This window comes from Hoeflea sp. IMCC20628 (genome assembly GCF_001011155.1).
GTDB lineage: Bacteria > Pseudomonadota > Alphaproteobacteria > Rhizobiales > Rhizobiaceae > Hoeflea.
On sequence record NZ_CP011479.1, the window covers coordinates 2,243,143 to 2,261,353 of the forward strand.

The window sequence follows — 18,211 nt, forward strand, 5'->3', positions numbered from 1 at the left end:
TATTGCGTATTCGGGGAATTCAGTCATGTCGATTCAACAGGACAGCTTTGGCTTCACTAATCCGGCCAGCAAGAAAGGCCGAGCCTCCCGCATCGGGATGCATCCGCTTCATGAGGCGGCGATGCGCCTCGCGGATCTCGGTTTCACTCGCCCCCGCAGCAAGACCAAGGACCTCGTAGGCCTCCTTATGTGTCATGGCGCCCGGGCTTGGCGGAGTGCCCAGCCCCGCACCCTCATCCATGTCAAAGCCGGCACGCCAGTCGGGCGCGCGGCGGTCAAGATACGCCTCCAATAGCGCCAGGCTTTCCGGATCGCCGATCAGTTCAGCGTGCAACTGCATGAGGTCCGCCTCATCCAGAGCGTTGAGCTCGCGTCCTTCATAGGATCCGGCCAGAACCAGTCCGTTCATTTCGCCGGTGTCGAGGTCCAGCTCCATTTCGAGCGCGGCAGAGCGGACATAGGACTGGCCTCCGGGCTGGCGTGTGGCGCGCGCCGCACTTCGGGCGCGGGCAAACATGGCGGCAGCAAAGGCCAGCAAGGGCACACCAAGGCTGGCCCGCCCGACAAGTGTCATGACAACGCCCAGACCGGCTGTAGCCACCGGAAGCGCGTAACGCAAGGTGGTGGCAAGGGCCGAGGGCTTGACACTCATCAGTCCGGCGGCCACCGCCAGCAAAATCAGAACTCCGCCAAAGAATATTGCGATCGCACTCATTAGCGCTTGGCCCCTCCCTGTGGTTTGTCCTTGGGCGGCCCCATCTGCTCAAGCAGCAACCGCGCCGCCGAGCCGCCGGATTTTTCAAGCGCCGGACGTCCGCCGGTGGCATAGGCAGCGACGGCCCGCAGCAGCGCTGCAAGTTCGGAGGCGGCGTTCTGGTCGAAGCGGACATAGGCGCCACCGGTCACGCGGGCGATCTCGCGAAAGCCGATTGCCGCAGCCGGATCATGGCCCTCGTGAAACATGAAACAGGGAACTTTTCGCAACGCCAGCTCGCCGGCAACCACGGCCAGCTTGTCGATGCTTTCCTCCATGGCGTCGCCGATAAAGACCAGCGCGCTCACAGGGTTTTTGGTCGCCTCGTCGGCCACATGCCGCAAAATCCGGCCAATCTGGGTCTGGCCGCCCCGGCAATCGATGCGGGTCATCAGGTCCGCCAGCTGGCGGGTGTCGTTCACCCACCGCGAGGCACGGCATTCGCCCAGGCCCCTGAAATAGACCAGTTGGACCTTGAGCCCACCGGTCTTGCCCACGGCGTCAAACATTTCGGCCTGCAATTTGCAGGCGCTGTCCCAGGTCGGCTGGCGGCTCATGGTGGCATCAAGCGCAAAGGCCAGCCGTCCGGATCCGGCATTGCCTGGAACAATCGCCTTGGCCGCGGACAGGAATTCGGCAATCTGCGACCGGGAGGACACGGGCGTGCCCTCCGGTACAGAAGCAGCCCCGGGCTTGATTACCTGCTTGTCGGATCCGGTCTTGTCTTTGGCCATGGCTGAAGTATTCTACCGTTTGACTGACCACCGCCACCACAGGGGTGCTGCAGCAGTGCCTGTGGGAGGAGCATACATTAAACAATGTGGCGCTTTATCGAGCAAACACAAGGGCGTGTGCAATCGCGCCGCGTTACAACAGCCCGAGACCGGCCAGTTCGCGCCGAAGCTCGGCCGGCATATCGCTCGCATCCGAGCTGCCGAAATCCGGCGGCGCGTCGTCCGGATCAAGATAACGCCAGCCCTGGAACGGACGCCGCGGCGCCCATGAGGTCTCGTGCAGGACCGGCTCGAGAACCAGATGACAGCGCGAAATCCCGTCGACATCGACAAAGGGGCGGACATCGAGAAAGCGTTGCCTGGCCTGGATGTTGCCCTTGATCACCCAGTAGAGCGACCCGCCATCGATGAGCTCAGCCGCCCGCTTCGGGACCATCCGGGTGGTATGGAACTGTTCCGGTTTCTGTCCGGCAGCAGCCATCATCGCCAGACGGCGCTGAACTGAATCGCGTTGATCTTCGACGCTTTCGGCGCCGACGCAGAGTTTGAGCATGTGAAGAGCCATGTCTGGATACATTGGGCTTGAGGCTACCGGGGTCAACCCGCAGATGTGCGAAACCCGCAACAGTCCACAGGCGCGGCCCGGCGCCGCCATGCAGGACGCGGCGTTGGCCGGGCGCATCGATGGCTGATGGGATACCGGCGGTCCGGTGATCAGGGTTTGAACAACCGCATCGGTTTGCTCAGTTCTCGCTGGATGATGCCCTTTGCTTCCAGATCCAGCTGGGCGGCCTTGAGCCACCAACCGGCCTTTTCTCCGCCCGGAAACAAATCCTGCGGAAGTTTCGGAAGCAGCAGCGCCTTGGCCTCGGCAACCGAGATGCCGGGCTTTGCCGATGGCAAGACCGCCAGCAGCGCGTCCCGCATGGCTTCAAACTTGGCACGGTCAACCCGGTACACCCGGCCGGGTGAGGTAAAATTCTCGATTTCGATCTTGTCTTCAGCCGCGCTTGTCACTTTGTCCTCCCTCAAACCCGGTTACCGGTGCCTTGGCCGGAGGATTTCAGCACTCCACGACATTGACCGCAAGTCCGCCGGTGGAGGTTTCCTTGTAGCGCTCGTTCATATCGAGGCCGGTCTGGCGCATGGTCTCGATGCAGGCGTCAAGCGGCACGAAATGCTGGCCGTCGCCCTTCATCGCCAGCGAAGCCGCTGTGACGGCCTTGACCGCACCCAGCGCATTGCGCTCGATGCAGGGCACCTGGACCAGTCCGCCGACAGGATCACAGGTCATGCCAAGATGATGCTCCAGCGCGATTTCAGCTGCGTTTTCAATTTGTTCCGGAGTGCCTCCCATGACCGCAGCAAGGCCTGCCGCCGACATTGCTGCAGCCGAGCCGACCTCGCCCTGGCAGCCGACCTCGGCGCCCGAGATCGAGGCATTGTGCTTGATGATGCCGCCGACCGCGGCGGCTGTCAGCAGATAGTCGCGAACCGAGTCCTGATCGGCGCCATCGTGAAATTTCAACACATAGCGGATGGTGGCGGGAATGACGCCGGCAGCGCCATTGGTCGGTGCGGTGACAACCCGGCCGCCGGAAGCATTCTCCTCGTTGACCGCCATGGCAAAGACGCTCAGCCAGTCATTGGCGAGCAGCGGGTTGCGCCGGTTCTGCTGCCATTCCTCCTGCAGTTTCTCATAAATAACCCGGGCCCGACGACGGACCTTGAGGCCGCCCGGCATGATGCCCTCACCTGCCAGGCCGCGGTCGATGCAACTGTTCATGGCGCTCCAGATCCGGTCCAGCCCGGCGTCGAGCTCTTCCCCCGACATGTGGGTTTCCTCATTGGCCCGCTTCATCTGGGCGATAGAGAGCCCGGACCGTGCGGCCATCTCGAGCATCTGTCTGGCGTTGCCGAAAGGATAGGGCACGGCCTTGTCGATCACGGCCTTCTTGGTGCTTTTGAGCGCCTCAAGCTCGGTGTCGGTGACGACAAAACCGCCGCCGACCGAATAATAGACCCGCCGCAGCAACATCGCGCCGTCGCGGTCAAAGGCCGTGAATGCCATGCCGTTGGCATGACCGGGCAATGGCTGCTTCTTGTCAAAGACCAGATCCGTGGCCGGATCGAAATGATAGGTCGGGTGGCCGGGTGGGTTGATCTGGCGGCTTTTCTCGACGCCGGAGATGATGTCATCCATGCGGTCTGGATCGACCTGATCGGGCAGTTCCCCGGTGAGGCCGAGTATCACGGCCCTGCCCGTTCCATGACCTATGCCGGTGAACGCCAGCGAGCCATGCAGGCTGACCTTGATACTTTCGACCTGAGCGCCGGCCGGACGCGGCCAGTCGGGACCGGCAACCTCGTCGAGAAAACGCACAGCAGCCGACATCGGCCCCATGGTGTGGGAGCTCGACGGTCCGACGCCGATCTTGAAGACATCAAAAACAGATAAAAACATGGCTTGCGGCGGCTCCTGTGATCACCGCCACATTACATGCGCGGCCTGTGAACAGCCGTCAATCCACCGACGTCCGGTGCCGCTCAAACGACAGCCGCAGCCGCCCATTCCCAAGGCTGTCGGGTGGACAAAGAAAAGCAGCGCCGACCGAATTGGTCAGGCGCTGCCTAGGATCGTCAAACTTTAGTTCAGATGCCGCCGAAAAGGTAGGCCAGTGCGAGAAGTCCAGAAAAGCCGATAACTGCACGGGCTGTAATGCCCCAGCAGGATTTGTGTACGGTGTCTTCCATGAGTACTCCGGTTGAAGTGCCAAAATTTCGGGCCGCGTCATCCATTTTGGATTCGCTCAGCGCAGGAGGGGCGGTTTAACGAATTGGTAGCTTTTCGCAACTGCAAAAAAGGCGATTTCGGGGCCAGTTTTACACATCAGTCATGCCGTTTTTGCATGGGTGCATGCAAAATCAAAGACTTAAGCGAAATCACCTGAAAACCGTCATGCCAAACCACCCACAGTTCGACCACATGAATGAAAGAATGGTTACCGTGGATGGCGTCAACATGGGCTTTGCCATGCGCGGCGCGTCGTGCCAAAACCACTAAATGACAAATTTGGATTATGTGGCGATTGCCTGGTTCGTACTGGTTTGGGTCGGATTCTCCTTCGTCACCAACAATCATCTTCCGCATGGGCGGGTCAGTCTGACCACGGCAATGAACCAGCACCGCAAACGCTGGATCCATGTTGCGGCACGACGCGACCTCAGAATGATCGACACCGCCATCATGGCGGGCCTGCAGAATGGCACCGCCTTTTTCGCCTCAACCACCATTCTCGCCATCGGTGGATGTTTCGCGCTGCTTGGCGCAACCGAGGAGGTGCTCCGGGTTGCCGATGACTTGCCAATTCCGCTGGTCGCCGACCGGGCGCTGTTCGAACTCAAGGTATTTGGCCTGATCGCGATCTTCGCCTATTCCTTTTTCAAATTCGGATGGTCCTACCGGCTGTTCAACTATTCCTCGATCCTGTTCGGCGCGATTCCGATGAAAGACGACCTGCCCGATGACTGCATCGAGCTCGACGCCGCCGCCAACCGCGCCGCCTCGCTCAACATTCTGGGCGGCAAGCATTTCAATGCCGGTCTGCGCGCGATATTCCTGTCGATCGGATATCTCGGCTGGTTCGCCGGTCCGTGGGTTCTGATGGGATCGACGACGCTTGTCATCCTGGTGCTGCTGCGGCGGCAATTTTTCTCAAACGCGCGCTCCGCGATCATCAAAGGCACCCCCCTCCCGTGAAATCCCAATCTTCTCATGCGCCGGCGTCTCATGGCCCGGCCGCCTTGCGCACCGCCATCCTCGATCTGCTTTCCGCACTGGAACCGGGAAAAACCATCAGCCCCTTCGACGCCGCCCGCGCGCTGGTCGGCTCGGATGAGCAGAAGTGGAGCCGTCTGATGAAGCCGATGCGTTCGGTGGCAATCGACATGGCCAAGGCCGGCGAAATCGAAATCCGGCGCAAGGGCAAGGCCGTGGACCCGACCAGCTTCCGCGGAGTCTACAGGCTCGCCCTGCCCACAGCCCAGGTCTCCGGCGACGCATGAGCCAGACCTCGACGTTGCGTGCGCCGACCCGGCTGGATCTGGCGCTGATGACCCTGACCGCGCTGATCTGGGCCTCGGGCTTCATCGCCATTCGGGTCGCGGTGCCTGAAACCGGACCGTTCTGGCTGGCGACGATCCGGGTTGGCGTCGGCTTTCTTGTTCTTTTGCCCTATGCGATCTGGCGCGGCATGGTGTGGCCACAAAGCGCCAATCAATGGGCTCTGATCATCGGCATGGCGGTGCTCAATGTTGTCATCCCGTTCGTGATGATTGCCTGGGCCGGCAAGACAGTCAGCGCCGGCGTACTGGCGCTCCTGATGGGCACCGGGCCATTCATGGCGCTGGTTGGCAGCCATTTCATGACCGATGACGACCGCTTGTCGATTCGGAAGCTGGTTGCGGTGCTGCTGGGCTTTACCGGCATTTTGGTGTTGGTGGGGCCCGGCGTTGTCTCGGGGCTGGCGGGCTTTCCATTGCTGGGCATTCTGGCGGCCGTCGGTGCGTCGGTCTGTTATGTGACCGCGGGACTTTTGATCCGACGGATTGTCATGCCGCCGGTGCGCCTAGCCTGTCTGGCGCTGGGGATCGGCACGGCTGCATTATTGCCGCTGGCCCTGCTCATCGACGGCCCACTCGCGTCGGGTCTTTCCACCCCGGCGCTGGCGTCGCTGATTTATCTCGGTGTGTTTCCGACCGGCATCGCCTATATCATGCGTTTCACGCTGATCCGGGCGATCGGCTATTCCCGGTTTTCGCTGTCGATCAATATGGTTCCGGTCTTCGGCGTGGCGCTGGGCGTAGTCATCCTGGACGAACCATTGTCGCTGTCGCTGGTCATTGCGCTGGCGCTGGTGCTGGCGGGATTACTCGTAGCCAGCACCGGAAAGAAAGCTGCGCCGGTGGCCGAGGCCAACCTAAATCCGTAGCCGAAAATGCATCACCGTACCGTTCTCAAAGATGATCGGCTCCGCGTCATGCTTTTGCTAACATCCCGTGGTGAGTCGGCGGCATGAACACACGGTCACGTCCTGGGAGACACGCTTGAACGACACAGCCAACACAGCTTCGCCACAAAAACCGGGACAACGAATCGAAGTGCTGGACCTGGCGCGCGGCCTGGCGCTGCTGGCCATGGCCAGCTACCATTTCTCCTGGGACATTGAGCAATTCGGCTATCTCGATCCGGGCACAACCACGCACGGCCTGTTCAAGGTCTACGCCCGCTCTATCGCCGGCAGTTTTCTGTTTCTGGCCGGCGTCAGCCTGATGCTGGCCCACGGCTCAGGCATCAGGCCAAAGTCATTCCTGAAACGGCTCGGCATCGTCGCCGGCTCCGCGGCGCTGATCACCATCGTGACGCTGTTTGCCACACCGGACACCTTCATCTATTTTGGCATTCTGCACGCGATTGCCGCATCAAGCGTGATTGGCTTGGCCTTCCTGCGATTGCCGGCTCTGCTCACGGTTCTGGCGGGTATCGCCTGCATCGCCTTGCCGATGTTTTACCGGGACGACATCTTCAACGTGGTCTGGCTGCACTGGGCGGGATTGTCGACGATTCCGCCGCGTTCCAATGACTACGTGCCTCTGATGCCGTGGCTGGGGCCGTTTCTGATTGGCATGGGAGCCGCCAAGGTCGCCGTCGCCACGGGGTTGACCGGGCGATTGGCCGCACTCAGTACCGGGGACAACCGGCTCTCCCGCGCGACGCAGTTCTTCGGTCGTCATAGTCTGGCCTTTTATCTGCTGCACCAACCATTGCTGCTCGCATTGGTCTGGACCGTAGCGCAAATGGCGCCGCCCAAGCAGATAGATCCGCTGCCCGGGTTCATTGCCGAATGCGAGGCGAGTTGCGTCGGTGAAAACGATGCGGAATTCTGTACCCGGTTTTGTGTGTGCGTGACGGACGAGTTGCTCTCCAGAGGGATGTTCAACGCATTCATGGCAGGTGAAATCACGCCGGAATCAGACGACCGCATTCCAGCCATCGCGGATCAATGCACGGTATCGTCGGGCCAGGTGGTAACGCCGGACTAGAAAATAGGAAACGGGCAACAGCCCGCATAAAGCAAAGGACGCGATCTCATGAACGCCTACCGGGCGAGACCCAATTTCATTCCCTGGCCGCCGCTGCTGCTTGTCGGACTGACCTTGACCGCCATCCTGTTGAACATGATTTCGCCGCTCGCCCTGGAATTCACCGGCGTGAGACCAGCAGGAATCGCGCTGATCGGGCTGGCGCTGAGCATCGACCTGTGGGCGATGAGCACGCTGCATCAAAGCCACACCACCATCTTGCCCAACCGCCGATCGAGCCATCTGGTCACCCAGGGCCCATTCCGCTTCAGCCGCAACCCGATCTATGTCGCCAACCTTGTGCTGCTTGTCGGCATGGGCTGTGTGTCGATGAACGGCTGGTTTGCCTTGCTGGCGCCAGTGGACGCGCTGCTGACGCATTTCCTCGCGGTCAGGCGGGAAGAAAACCATCTGCTTGCCAATTTCGGATTTCAGTACGAAACCTATTGCCGCAAGGTCCGCCGCTGGGTTTGACGGGCAATGCTCCTATCACAAGGGGCGCTCACCGGCAGTTGTCTTGCGATATCTGTTAGGCGAGACATCAAACTGTTTACAAAACTCGCGATGGAAATGCGATGCGTCTGAAAAGCCCGCGTCCAGTGCAATCTGAGTGACAGTATCGGTGGTATGGATGAGCCTCCAGGCACCGTAACGCAGTCGAACAAAACGATAATAACGTGAGGGAGGTTGGCCGAGGCTAGCCTGGAACCGCCTGGCAAGCTGTCGTTCGCTCATGCCGGATTGCTGCGCGAGTTCGGCCATGGAGATCGGCACATTCAAAGTCTGCTCCATGATATTGATGCAACGCCGGACCACCGCATCCAGAATGTTTTGCGTGTCAGTGACGAATTGCGGCTGCGGGAAAGACGCGTCGCGCTGGCGATTCAAAATCATGTGTCGCAGGCTTTGCTGAGCAAGTTCGGCTCCGCAATGGCGTGAAACAAGATACAGAGCCAAATCTGATGCTCCAGTTGAGCCTGCGCAGGAAATCCGGTTTCCGGCATCCAGGAATATGCGATCCGATACGGTTCTTATTCCCGGAAACTGGTCACGAAACTCCTCATGCACGTTCCAATGCACGCAGGCTGTCCGGCCTTCCATCAAGCCGGCACGTGCAATGTTGAAGGTGCCGGTACACAGGCCGATCAGCGTGGTTCCGGCGGCGTCTGCAGCCTGCAGATAGGCATCAAGCCATTGAGGCTGCTGACGTAGTCGGTAATCGTTGCCGCCGGCTACGGCAATATAGTCAACCGTGGAGGGATCAGGCAGCACCTGATCCGGCGTAACCGCCAAACCGCAACTGGCGCGAACCGCGTCATGCCCAACGATAGACCAGCCGCATTCAATCTGCCGGCTGCGTCCGCCGGCATCCGCTGCCAACCGCAGGGCGTCCACAAAACCCGAAAAGGCATTCAAGGTGAAGTTGTTGAGCGGGAGAAGCGCAACCCGAAACTTCTGCCGGTCACCGCCCCTGGCTTTCCCGTTATGTGCCGCCGTTCTCTCCATCTTTCACCACGGTCCGATTTTGATATGTCTGAAAAATACAATTTTGCGACTGTTTTATCCTATTTCTATCAGCCGACCCTGTCTACCTTTGTGAATGGGAACAACAAAAATGGGATACCGAAAAATGACTATACGCGCATTTTCCTTTGCCACTCTGGTCGCTGGATCCATAGCAATTGGCTTTCCGGCTGTCGCTCAAGAGCATTCGTTCAAGGTCAGCATTCCTGGAAATGAAGAATCGATTGCCTATCAATCGGTAGAGCGTTTCCGTGAAGTCCTCGCCAAACAGACCGACGCCAGTGTCGACGTTCAGATATTTGCTAACAGCGCACTTGGTGATCAGGAGAGTTCTCTGGAAGCTATGCAGACCGGCTTGCTGGACATGGCTACCGTGGAAACACCCATTACGAACATCCTGCCTGAGCTGGGGGCCACTGCGCTTCCCTATATCTTTTCGGGTCGTGACCATGTGAAGGCCGCAGTCGACGGCGATGCCGGCAAGAAGATTGAAGAGATGCTGCTGGCCAAGGGTCTGCGCGTTGTTGCATTTCTCGAAGGCGGATTTCGCCAGATCACCAATGGCGTACGCCCGATTGTTACCCCGGACGACCTGAAGGGCGTCAAGATGCGCACGCCCGGCAGTGCGTTGCGGATCAAGATATTCAACCATTACGGCGCAAACGCCTCGCCCTTGCCGTTCAGTGAATTGTACTCGGCGCTGCAAACCGGCGTTTTCGATGGCCAGGAAAATCCGGTGATCTGGGTGAAGTCCCAGCGTTTCTATGAAGTGCAGGACTATCTGTCCCTGACCAACCATCTTTACACCATCACCTATCTGCTGATCAGCGAAGACAAGTTCCAGGCCTTGTCTGCCGAACAACAAGAAGCGGTGATGCAGGCAGGCGATGCGGCTGAAGCATACTCGGTCGAGTTGGGCACCAAGGCCGATGACGAGATTGTCACCTTCCTCAAGGACAAGGGCATGAATGTGAACGAGGCTGACATCCCGGCCTTCACCCAGGCCTCGACGGCGATCTGGACCGAATGGGCGTCAGAGCAACCTGCGGACGCACAAGAACTGATTGATCTTATCGCCGCTGCACGGCCTTAAGAAACAGGAGGAAGCGCCGTGATCATCAACAAGATACTTGAAGCCATGATCGCGGCGCTCCTTGTCGCCGCGGTCGGGGTTGCCTTCGTCGCGGTGATCTACCGCTATGTCCTTGACTCCGCCTTGAGCTGGAGCTTCGAAGTCTCACTGGCTCTGCTGACCTACATCACCTTCCTGGGGGGCTATCTGGCGCTGCGCCGGAACGCCCATCTGAAAGTCGATCTGCTGGTCCGTCGCCTGCCCTTCTGGGCACGCGGAGTGTTGTTTTTGTTCAATCAAGCCGTGATCGCAACAATTGGCTGGATCATGGCGTGGCATGGGGGACGGCAGGTGCTTCGTTTTGCGGACCAGACGACCAACGTGCTGGAGATATCCACGGCCTGGTATTACATCGCCATCCCGATCGCGGGTGGATTGATCTGCCTTGACGCCCTCTGGAACGCCGTGCGCGGCCTGCTGCGCCTGACGCGCGGGCAAGAACCGGTCGACTCCGCGCCCGACGCTCTGTCAGCAGAAATTTGAGGCGCGGCCATGACCCTACTCCTGACACTCTGTGTTCTTCTCGGCCTCATCGGACTTGGCGTTCCGATTGCCTTCGCTCTCGTGTCGATTGCCATTGGCATCTTCTGGCTAGCTGATGTTGACCAGCTGATCGTGGCGCAAAGGCTCTATCGCGGCGTTCAGAGTTTCCCGCTTCTGGCTGTGCCGCTGTTTATCCTGGCCGGGCAAATCATGACCCGCAGTGGAATTTCCGGCCATCTGGTTGAATTTGCGAAAACGCTTGTCGGCCAGATGCGCGGGGGCCTGGCTGCCGTCAATGTTGTCACCTCCATGTTTTTTGCCGGCATGAGCGGCACCTCGATGTCGGATACCGCTGCTGTTGGCGGCATGCTGATCGATCCGATGGTCAAGCGCGGATACAGCCGCGCCTTTACCGGCGCGGTCACCGCTGCCTCGTCCACGATCGGCATTATCATCCCTCCGAGCGTTCCAATGGTAATCCTTGGTGCCTATCTTGGCATCTCAACCGGTGCGCTGTTTGCTGCAGGTCTGATCTCAGGCGTTTTGCTTGGGTTGTCACTGATCCTGGTGGCGTGGCTGATTTCAATCCGTGAAGGCTACCCGGTCGAAGCACCATTTTCCGCAAAGCGCGCCGTTGTTGCCTTTGCCCACGCCCTGCCTGCCCTGTTGATGCCGGCGATTATTCTTGGCGGCATTCTCGGCGGCGTGTTTACAGCTACCGAAGCATCCGCCGTGGCGGTGGTCTACGGCACGGCGGTCGGTGTCTTTTACTACAGGACCCTGACGCCGAGAATGCTTTACCAGACCCTTTGCGAAGCAGCGGTCCTCAGCGGCGCGGTCATGCTGGTCACCGCGGCTGCACATGTAATGGGTTACGCCTTTACCTATGAACAACTGGCACAGAGCATCCTCAGCCCGCTGGCGGAAATGGATCTTTCGCCTGTGATGTTCCTGATCCTGCTCAGCGCCGTCATGATTGTAGCTGGAACGTTCCTGGACGGGATCGCGATGATCTTCATCATCGTTCCGCTGTTCTTCCCAGCCATCAATCTCCTGGGAATAGACCCTGTCCATTTTGGCATGGTCGTTGTGCTTTGCTGGGGTATTGGCCAACAGACACCCCCTGTCGGTGCGGCACTGTTCATCACCAGCGTTATCGCCAAGGTGGACATGCTGTCGCTGACGCGCGCCAACCTCCCCTTCATTGCCGTGATGGTGCTTGTTCTGCTGGCAGTCATCCTGTTTCCCGACGCGCTCGTCCTCTGGCTGCCGCGCGCATTGGGCCTCTGAAACTGAAACTAATGAAAGAAGATACCGTCCATGATGACCCCCAACCGTTTCATCGATGTCATTTACACCCATACCGATGGTGAAGAGACATGCATAATCCCGGGCGCCATTCCTTATCCTTACGGTCTCAGCATCGTTGAGAAACGGGATTTCATACGTCAGAATTACGACACGGTTCGCACAGGATTGCTCAGAGAACCAAGAGGCCATCATGACATGGTGGGTGTGTTCGTGACGCCTCCCTCAAGTGCAGACTTTGATGCCGGCATGCTGTGGTGCGACGGTGACGACTTCATGGAAATGTGCGGTCATGGCACAATCGCGCTTTCCATGGCGATGGTTTCGCATGGCATGGTTCATGACGACGGCGGAGATGTGGTCAAGATCCGTTTTGAAACACCGGCAGGTCCGGTGACGTCGGAAGTGGGGCGTGAAAACGGGCAGATCGCCTGGACCCGCTTCCAGAATGTACCTGCATTCGTGCTGGCGCAAGACGTGCCAATCGACCTGCCGGGGGTTGAAGGCGTTGTGGCAGACATCGCATTTGGAGGAAACTTCTTTGCGGTGGTGAAATGGCCCTATGCGGACAAGCCTATCGGGCCCGACAATGGCCGGATGCTCTCTGATCTGGGCGTCATGGTGAAGGATCAGATCAATGCGAAAATGGACGTGCAACACCCCACGAAACCACACATTCGCGGATTGAACTTCACGACATTCTGGCAAGAACCGGACCATGCCGATAGCCTCTACCGCAACGTGCACGTCTTCAGCGATGGCAAGCTGGACCGTTCGCCGGGTGGCACAGGAACATCAATGATGATGGCGACCTTCGAGGCGCGCGGGAAGATCGGATTGGGTCAGAAGATATTTTCCGAGGGACTGCTTGGCATCGGCCGCTTCGAGGGCGAGCTGATTGGTGAAACAATGCTCGGCAGCCAGCGGGCAGTTATTCCGACAGTCAAGGGAACTGCCAAGGTGACCGGCTACGCAAAATGGTTGCTGGACGACACCGACCCCATCGGTCGCGGATTTGTGGTGAGATAACCAGCAACCCGAGAAGCAGTCTCAAAGCAGCAGCAAGCGGGGTCTATCGCCCGCTTGCGAGAGGCTAACGTACATCGCCATTACATGTCGCGTTCAAAAGAAACAATTTGAGCGCGACATGCATGAAGTTAGCAAAGCCGAATGCGGCGGGATCAGGTGTTGACGCCGATTTCGGCGAGGCGCGTCAGGCAGGATTCCTCGATATTGTCGAGTTCCAGCAGGGTTTCCTCGATGTCCTTGCGCTTCTGGCGCAAATCCTCACGTTTTTCCTCGATCTTGCGCATCAGAAGCCGCAATTGGCCGGCCTCTCCGGGCGGGTCCTTGTAGACCTGAATGATCTCGCGGATTTCAGCGATAGTGAAACCGATGCGCCGCCCCCGCAGGATCTCCTGGATCAAGCGGCGGTCAGTCGAGCGAAACAGCCGGGTTCTGCCGCGGCGCTCAGGCTGGACCAGACCCTCGTCCTCATAATACCGCAAAGTCCGGGTCGAAATGCCGAACTCGCGGGTCAATTCGGTGATGGTATAGTACTTATCCAATGTGGATCATTCCTGAAAATCGCCATGAGTATTACGCTTACGTATAAGTCAATATTTGCGCCATGACCACCATGCAGGCCGAGAAATCAGGTCATCGACAACCACCAGCCGGCCAATCCGAGGAACGCGAAAAAACCGACAACGTCGGTGACGGTGGTGACGAACACTGCCGAGGCGATCGCCGGGTCGGCGCCGACCTTGTCCAGCAGCAGCGGCAACAGGATGCCGGCAAGCGCTGCGGCCAGCATGTTGACCACCATGGCGGCAGCGATGATGCCGCCTAGTCCGGGGCTTGCAAACCAGCCGCCGGCGACGACGCCGATGATCACCGCAAACAGGATGCCGTTGATGAGACCGACAGCGGCCTCGCGCCGGATGATGCGGCCGGCATTGTAGATATCGAGATCCCTCGTCGCCAGCGCGCGCACGGTCACCGTCATGGTCTGGGTGCCGGCATTGCCGCCCATGGAGGCGACGATCGGCATCAGCACGGCGAGCGCCACCATCTGCTCGATGGTGGCGTCAAACAGGCTGATGACGCCGGAGGCAAGGATGGCGGTGCCGAGATTGATCAGCAGCCAGCTGAACCGCGAGCGCACCGTCGACAGGATGCTATCGGAGAGTTCTTCGTCACCGACACCGCCGAGGCGCTTGATGTCTTCATCGGCCTCCTGATGGATCACGTCGACCACGTCATCGATGGTCAGCACACCAACAAGCCGCTCGTTTTCATCGACCACGGCTGCAGACAGAAGGTCATACTGCTCAAACAGTTGCGCTGCTTCTTCCTGATCCATTTCGGCATCAATGCGATAGCGTGATTCCTCCATCACGTCCTCGATGCGGACCTGGCGCTTGGTGCGCAGTATCCGGTCGAGATCGACGGAGCCGAGCAGCTTGAAGGTCGGATCGATGACAAAAATCTGGCTGAAACTTTCCGGCAGATCTTCCTCGTCGCGCATGTAGTCAATGGTCTGGCCGACCGTCCAGAACGGCGGCACGGCCACGAACTCGGTCTGCATGCGGCGGCCGGCAGTATCTTCAGGGTAATCCAGCGAGCGGCGCAGACGCACCCGTTCGGTGAACGGCAGTGCCGCCAGAATTTCCTTCTGGTCTTCCTCGTCGAGGTCTTCGAGAATATAAACCGCGTCATCGGAATCGAGCTCGCCCAGCGCTTCGGCAATCCGGGCATTGGGCAGCGCTTCGATGATCTGCAGCCGGATGGCTTCGTCGACCTCGGTCAGCGAGGCGAAATCGAAATCATTTCCGAGCAGCGCAACCAGTGCGTGGCGTTGCTGGACATTGATCGATTCCAGCAGGTCACCGAGTTCGGACTCATGCAGGCGCATCACATGTTCGCGCAGGAACAGGATGTCGCGGTCGGCGATCGCCGCGCCGATGGCGGTCAGATAATCCTGCCGGATCGAGCCGTCCTCGCCGTAAATTTCGTCATGCTCCATCACATCCGGCGTCGCGGGTGACGCAGGAGGCGGTGTGATGTTTTCGTCGCGGTCAGCGGGGTCGGTCATGGGCCATGGCTCGCGGGCGGATCGTGTCAGCCGCTTGCGGCCAACAGGTTACAGGGGTGGAAGGCGTCACGCATCATAAGGGCTCAGGCAGATGCACACCAACCGTCGTTGGGGCATATTCGCACAGGAATGTCTGTTTAATTCAACCCTGCACAGAAGGACAGACGTATTTGACGTGTTGAGATGCTTCCGGCTTGAAAGCGCCCGTCGGTCAAAATGTCGAGGATGCCCGATACCGATGCAGGCAGGCCCACTCATGGGGAACCGTACCGTTCAGGGGCCACGGTCCGGATCAGATATCAGGGAGTTGAAGCGCTGCGAGAACGAACGCGAAAGCGGCCTTTTTTGCGTCTGCTGCGCGGCACTGTGACCAAATCGCAACTGAACCCAAATATATTCAAACATTCTGATCTATATGATGGAACCATGATCGGCATCGCTTGAACGGCAACAATGACTGCTTTAGTCAATTGAACAAGAGGTTCGCTTGGGGGTTGATTCCAGGCATTGGTGACATGGGGAATTTATTCCCTACTGAGGAGTCCAAGATGAAAAAAACTATTCGCCATCTTACCGCAACCGTTGCGCCTTTGGCGATGCTTATTGGAGCATCGTTTCCGGCTGCAGGTTGGGCAGGGACACTTGACGGCGACGAAGTCCTGATCGGAACATCCGGGGATGGCATTGTCTATGTCGACACAACCGAGAACGTTGTCGAACCCGGCATGAAGGCCATCACCTTTACTTCGACGCGGGTGCCCGGATCAAACCCGCCCGTGTACGTTGCGCCGTTTGAGAATATTACCCTGGACTATACTGACGGCACTAATCCCGCCGATCCATTGGGCAAATGGACACGCGGTGAGATCAGCAACTGCCTGATGGCCAGCAACACCAATTATTGCGACTCGGAATCAGGGTCCGGCAAGCGCATCAAGGCCTATCTCTACGGCCCCAATCCGTTGGATATGCGGATGAGCACTACCCCGAGCACGGCTTATCCGCAGGTGGATTACTTCACCTTCGGCAAGATCTCGAACTTTGCGCCGGCCCGGATTACCGGTTTCTCGATCGAGGTTCTCGATGCCGACGGCAACACGATGACCGGAACCGACGCCGAGAAGGTGTTGTTCAATCTCGACGCGACACAGGTAGGCCTTGGTGCTCGCCTGGTTGACGGCCTGTTTGGCGAGGGCGGACAGGAAGGCGAAGAAGGAGGCGTCGGTTTCTTCGATGCTCCGGACGGCACTCCCGGAGATACCGGACGCGCCGGCTTCAGCCTGGTCCAGAGCACTGATGTGCTCGACTTCGGCGGCGCAGCCGATCTGATCAGCAACGACGTTCACACGACGTTCTTCGGCAATGCGATGATATACGATGCCGCCGTACCGGACGGCATTTTCTGGGACGAGACGCCTGCAATCGATACTGATGAGAGCACCCTGCTCACCTGGTACCATACTGGCGATAAAACTTGGTATTATGGCAATCTCGGCACAGCAGCCACCCCGGAACTCGATGCCAAGCTCGCCGCCATTGCGGTCGATCTCGGCGTGGCTGTCGCTGACCTCGGCTACACAGCCGGCGGCGACGCAGTTCCAGCCGCAATCATTGCCGCGATGGAAGGTGACGATCTGTTCGCAATCGACAAGATCGAAGACCTGCGCAATGCCAACCTGAACTACACGATCACGGTCGGCAACGTCGAAGATGGCCAGTTCATCATCCGCATCGCGCCGCGCTTCGCCCCGGTCGTCGAGCTCGCCGGCACCCCGTACCAGTTTGCCGTGGCTGGAGCGCTTGACGCCTCCAATATTCCATACCTTGCAGCTGACCCTGGATATCAGGCGATGATCACCCAGGTGATGGCTCTTCCCACACTCGCTGAACAACAGAGCGCGATTGAAGAGTTGGGCTACAGCTTTCTTCGCACCTACATGGCGACAGGCCTGACGACAGGTCGGGAGCAGGTCTCCACGCTCAACACCCTCGGTCGGATCGGGGACGGACCCCAGGGTTCAACATGGTCCATGACTGACACCATTAGCGGCTTCCTGTCGGGCAACGGCACCGTCTCCAGCTTCGACCGGACAACCAACAATATCGGCTTTGATGTGACCAGCGGCTCGCTTTGGGCTGGCATCGAGTCAGAGGTGTCCAGCGACTTTTCATTGGGCGGCATGTTTGGTGGCTTCCAGTCCGATGGAACCATTGATGCTGGACGCGGCTCCCTGGACAGCAAGGGCTTTGGAACGGGTCTTTTCGCACGGGGCAACAATGTTTGGGGCCACCTGAACTTCCAGGCGATGGCCGGTTACCAGAATCTGGACTTCACCAGTTCGCGCAATGTCATTCCGGCAGGCTTGACTGCTCGAGGCGAGACAGATGCTGACCTGTGGTTTGGCGCAATAACCGCCGACTGGATGACCAAATACGGCGACTTTGAAGTCGGACCTACCGCTTCGTTGGAATATTACAATCTTTCAACCAAAGGCTTCACCGAAACTGGCGCCGGTATCTGGAACCTGACCATCGGTGAGCAGGACGACAATGTCACTATCGGGCGGATCGGATTGAAAGCCAACTATCGGATCGTCACAAGTTCCTGGGACATCGGCACCTCCGGCCATGTGGCCTATGCGGAACAATGGGGTAGCGATGCCGTCAATTCTGCGAAGTTTGCCGGATTGCCGCAGATGAACCTGGCGGTTGATGGTCTGGACTCAAGCAGTGTGGACTTCGGTGTTGGCTTCAAAGCCTCGCCTGCGTCGCATGACAACCTGCAGTTTGGGGTTTCCTATCGTGGTACGGTTGCGAGCAATGACACCAGCAACAGTGTTCAGGTGTTTGCGAGAATGAAATTCTGAGATTGAAATTCGCCCCTGGCAAAAGCCAGCGGGCACCAATCCAAACAGCCCAACAGACAGACCCGGCCAGAAATGGCCGGGTTTTTTCTGACTAAACCTCTCATGTGCCAGCGAACGAAGTCTGCAATAGCCTGAAGCTTACGCGAAACTTGCGCAAACACGATCCAGCTC

The 18,211-nt window shown here is 58.8% G+C and carries 20 protein-coding genes; 12 read left to right on the forward strand and 8 right to left on the reverse strand.

Going from position 1 to position 18,211, the window contains the following annotated elements:
- Positions 1-19 precede the first annotated feature (19 nt).
- Positions 20-136 carry a hypothetical protein gene (locus IMCC20628_RS25625; protein ID WP_245307942.1) on the reverse strand — a complete coding sequence of 39 codons (117 nt, stop codon included), beginning with the start codon at positions 134-136 and terminating at the stop codon, positions 20-22.
- Here IMCC20628_RS25625 and IMCC20628_RS25630 point away from each other — a divergent pair.
- Entirely contained in the window at positions 92-295 is a 204-nt protein-coding gene (locus tag IMCC20628_RS25630) for a hypothetical protein (RefSeq protein WP_245307943.1), read from the forward strand. The genes IMCC20628_RS25625 and IMCC20628_RS25630 overlap by 45 nt on opposite strands.
- Positions 296-714: 419 nt before the next feature.
- Here the strand turns inward: IMCC20628_RS25630 and IMCC20628_RS10600 are convergent, their stop codons facing one another.
- Both IMCC20628_RS10600 and IMCC20628_RS10605 read right to left on the reverse strand, forming a co-directional pair.
- Positions 715-1,488, reverse strand: a complete 774-nt coding sequence (locus IMCC20628_RS10600; RefSeq protein WP_047030190.1) for a hypothetical protein — start codon at positions 1,486-1,488, stop codon at positions 715-717.
- A 133-nt stretch (positions 1,489-1,621) separates the two neighbouring features.
- Positions 1,622-2,053 carry a DUF1489 family protein gene (locus tag IMCC20628_RS10605; RefSeq protein ID WP_047030191.1) on the reverse strand — a complete coding sequence of 144 codons (432 nt, stop codon included), beginning with the start codon at positions 2,051-2,053 and terminating at the stop codon, positions 1,622-1,624.
- Between IMCC20628_RS10605 and IMCC20628_RS25795 the strand changes: the two genes are divergently transcribed.
- Positions 2,052-2,180: a hypothetical protein gene (locus IMCC20628_RS25795; protein WP_280949435.1), complete on the forward strand. Its 129-nt coding sequence runs from the start codon at positions 2,052-2,054 to the stop codon at positions 2,178-2,180. The genes IMCC20628_RS10605 and IMCC20628_RS25795 overlap by 2 nt on opposite strands.
- A gap of 22 nt (positions 2,181-2,202) precedes the next feature.
- Here the strand turns inward: IMCC20628_RS25795 and IMCC20628_RS10610 are convergent, their stop codons facing one another.
- Both IMCC20628_RS10610 and IMCC20628_RS10615 read right to left on the reverse strand, forming a co-directional pair.
- Positions 2,203-2,505, reverse strand: coding sequence for a hypothetical protein (locus IMCC20628_RS10610; protein ID WP_047030192.1), 303 nt, complete (start codon positions 2,503-2,505; stop codon positions 2,203-2,205).
- 46 nt (positions 2,506-2,551) lie between these two features.
- Entirely contained in the window at positions 2,552-3,952 is a 1,401-nt protein-coding gene (locus IMCC20628_RS10615) for an L-serine ammonia-lyase (RefSeq protein WP_047030193.1), read from the reverse strand.
- Between the two features lie 600 nt (positions 3,953-4,552).
- On the opposite strand from IMCC20628_RS10615, the gene IMCC20628_RS10620 reads away from it, so the two are divergent.
- From IMCC20628_RS10620 to IMCC20628_RS10640, 5 genes are all read left to right on the forward strand, one after another.
- The gene (locus IMCC20628_RS10620; protein WP_047030194.1) at positions 4,553-5,248 is read left to right on the forward strand and encodes a DUF599 family protein; all 696 of its coding nucleotides are present in this window, start codon (positions 4,553-4,555) and stop codon (positions 5,246-5,248) included.
- Entirely contained in the window at positions 5,245-5,553 is a 309-nt protein-coding gene (locus IMCC20628_RS10625; RefSeq protein ID WP_047030195.1) for a DUF3253 domain-containing protein, read from the forward strand. The genes IMCC20628_RS10620 and IMCC20628_RS10625 overlap by 4 nt, the downstream gene beginning before the upstream one ends.
- A complete protein-coding gene (locus IMCC20628_RS10630; protein ID WP_047030196.1) occupies positions 5,550-6,479 on the forward strand; it encodes a DMT family transporter in 930 nt (309 codons plus the stop codon). The genes IMCC20628_RS10625 and IMCC20628_RS10630 overlap by 4 nt, the downstream gene beginning before the upstream one ends.
- A 115-nt stretch (positions 6,480-6,594) precedes the next feature.
- Positions 6,595-7,590, forward strand: a complete 996-nt coding sequence (locus tag IMCC20628_RS10635) for a heparan-alpha-glucosaminide N-acetyltransferase (RefSeq protein ID WP_047030197.1) — start codon at positions 6,595-6,597, stop codon at positions 7,588-7,590.
- 48 nt (positions 7,591-7,638) lie between these two features.
- Complete coding sequence (locus tag IMCC20628_RS10640; RefSeq protein ID WP_047030198.1) at positions 7,639-8,103, forward strand: isoprenylcysteine carboxylmethyltransferase family protein; 465 nt, start codon at positions 7,639-7,641, stop codon at positions 8,101-8,103.
- Between the two features lie 15 nt (positions 8,104-8,118).
- On the opposite strand, the gene IMCC20628_RS10645 is transcribed toward IMCC20628_RS10640, so the two are convergent.
- Complete coding sequence (locus tag IMCC20628_RS10645; RefSeq protein WP_245307917.1) at positions 8,119-9,045, reverse strand: GlxA family transcriptional regulator; 927 nt, start codon at positions 9,043-9,045, stop codon at positions 8,119-8,121.
- Positions 9,046-9,259: 214 nt separating this feature from the next.
- On the opposite strand from IMCC20628_RS10645, the gene IMCC20628_RS10650 reads away from it, so the two are divergent.
- The 4 genes from IMCC20628_RS10650 to IMCC20628_RS10665 are packed head-to-tail and all read left to right on the forward strand — an operon-like array spanning position 9,260 to position 13,105.
- Positions 9,260-10,246 carry a TRAP transporter substrate-binding protein gene (locus IMCC20628_RS10650; protein WP_052766386.1) on the forward strand — a complete coding sequence of 329 codons (987 nt, stop codon included), beginning with the start codon at positions 9,260-9,262 and terminating at the stop codon, positions 10,244-10,246.
- 18 nt (positions 10,247-10,264) lie between these two features.
- The gene (locus IMCC20628_RS10655; RefSeq protein WP_052766387.1) at positions 10,265-10,768 is read left to right on the forward strand and encodes a TRAP transporter small permease; all 504 of its coding nucleotides are present in this window, start codon (positions 10,265-10,267) and stop codon (positions 10,766-10,768) included.
- Between the two features lie 9 nt (positions 10,769-10,777).
- Positions 10,778-12,058, forward strand: coding sequence for a TRAP transporter large permease (locus IMCC20628_RS10660; protein ID WP_047030201.1), 1,281 nt, complete (start codon positions 10,778-10,780; stop codon positions 12,056-12,058).
- A 30-nt stretch (positions 12,059-12,088) separates the two neighbouring features.
- The gene (locus IMCC20628_RS10665; RefSeq protein WP_082128100.1) at positions 12,089-13,105 is read left to right on the forward strand and encodes a proline racemase family protein; all 1,017 of its coding nucleotides are present in this window, start codon (positions 12,089-12,091) and stop codon (positions 13,103-13,105) included.
- A 152-nt stretch (positions 13,106-13,257) separates the two neighbouring features.
- Here the strand turns inward: IMCC20628_RS10665 and IMCC20628_RS10670 are convergent, their stop codons facing one another.
- On the reverse strand, positions 13,258-13,644 hold the full coding sequence (locus IMCC20628_RS10670) for a MerR family DNA-binding transcriptional regulator (RefSeq protein WP_047030202.1): 387 nt from the start codon (positions 13,642-13,644) through the stop codon (positions 13,258-13,260).
- 86 nt (positions 13,645-13,730) lie between these two features.
- A complete protein-coding gene (gene mgtE, locus IMCC20628_RS10675) occupies positions 13,731-15,173 on the reverse strand; it encodes a magnesium transporter (protein WP_047030203.1) in 1,443 nt (480 codons plus the stop codon).
- A gap of 440 nt (positions 15,174-15,613) precedes the next feature.
- Here mgtE and IMCC20628_RS10680 point away from each other — a divergent pair, with 440 nt between their 5' ends.
- Positions 15,614-18,040: a choice-of-anchor F family protein gene (locus IMCC20628_RS10680; protein ID WP_156174476.1), complete on the forward strand. Its 2,427-nt coding sequence runs from the start codon at positions 15,614-15,616 to the stop codon at positions 18,038-18,040.
- Positions 18,041-18,211 lie beyond the last annotated feature (171 nt).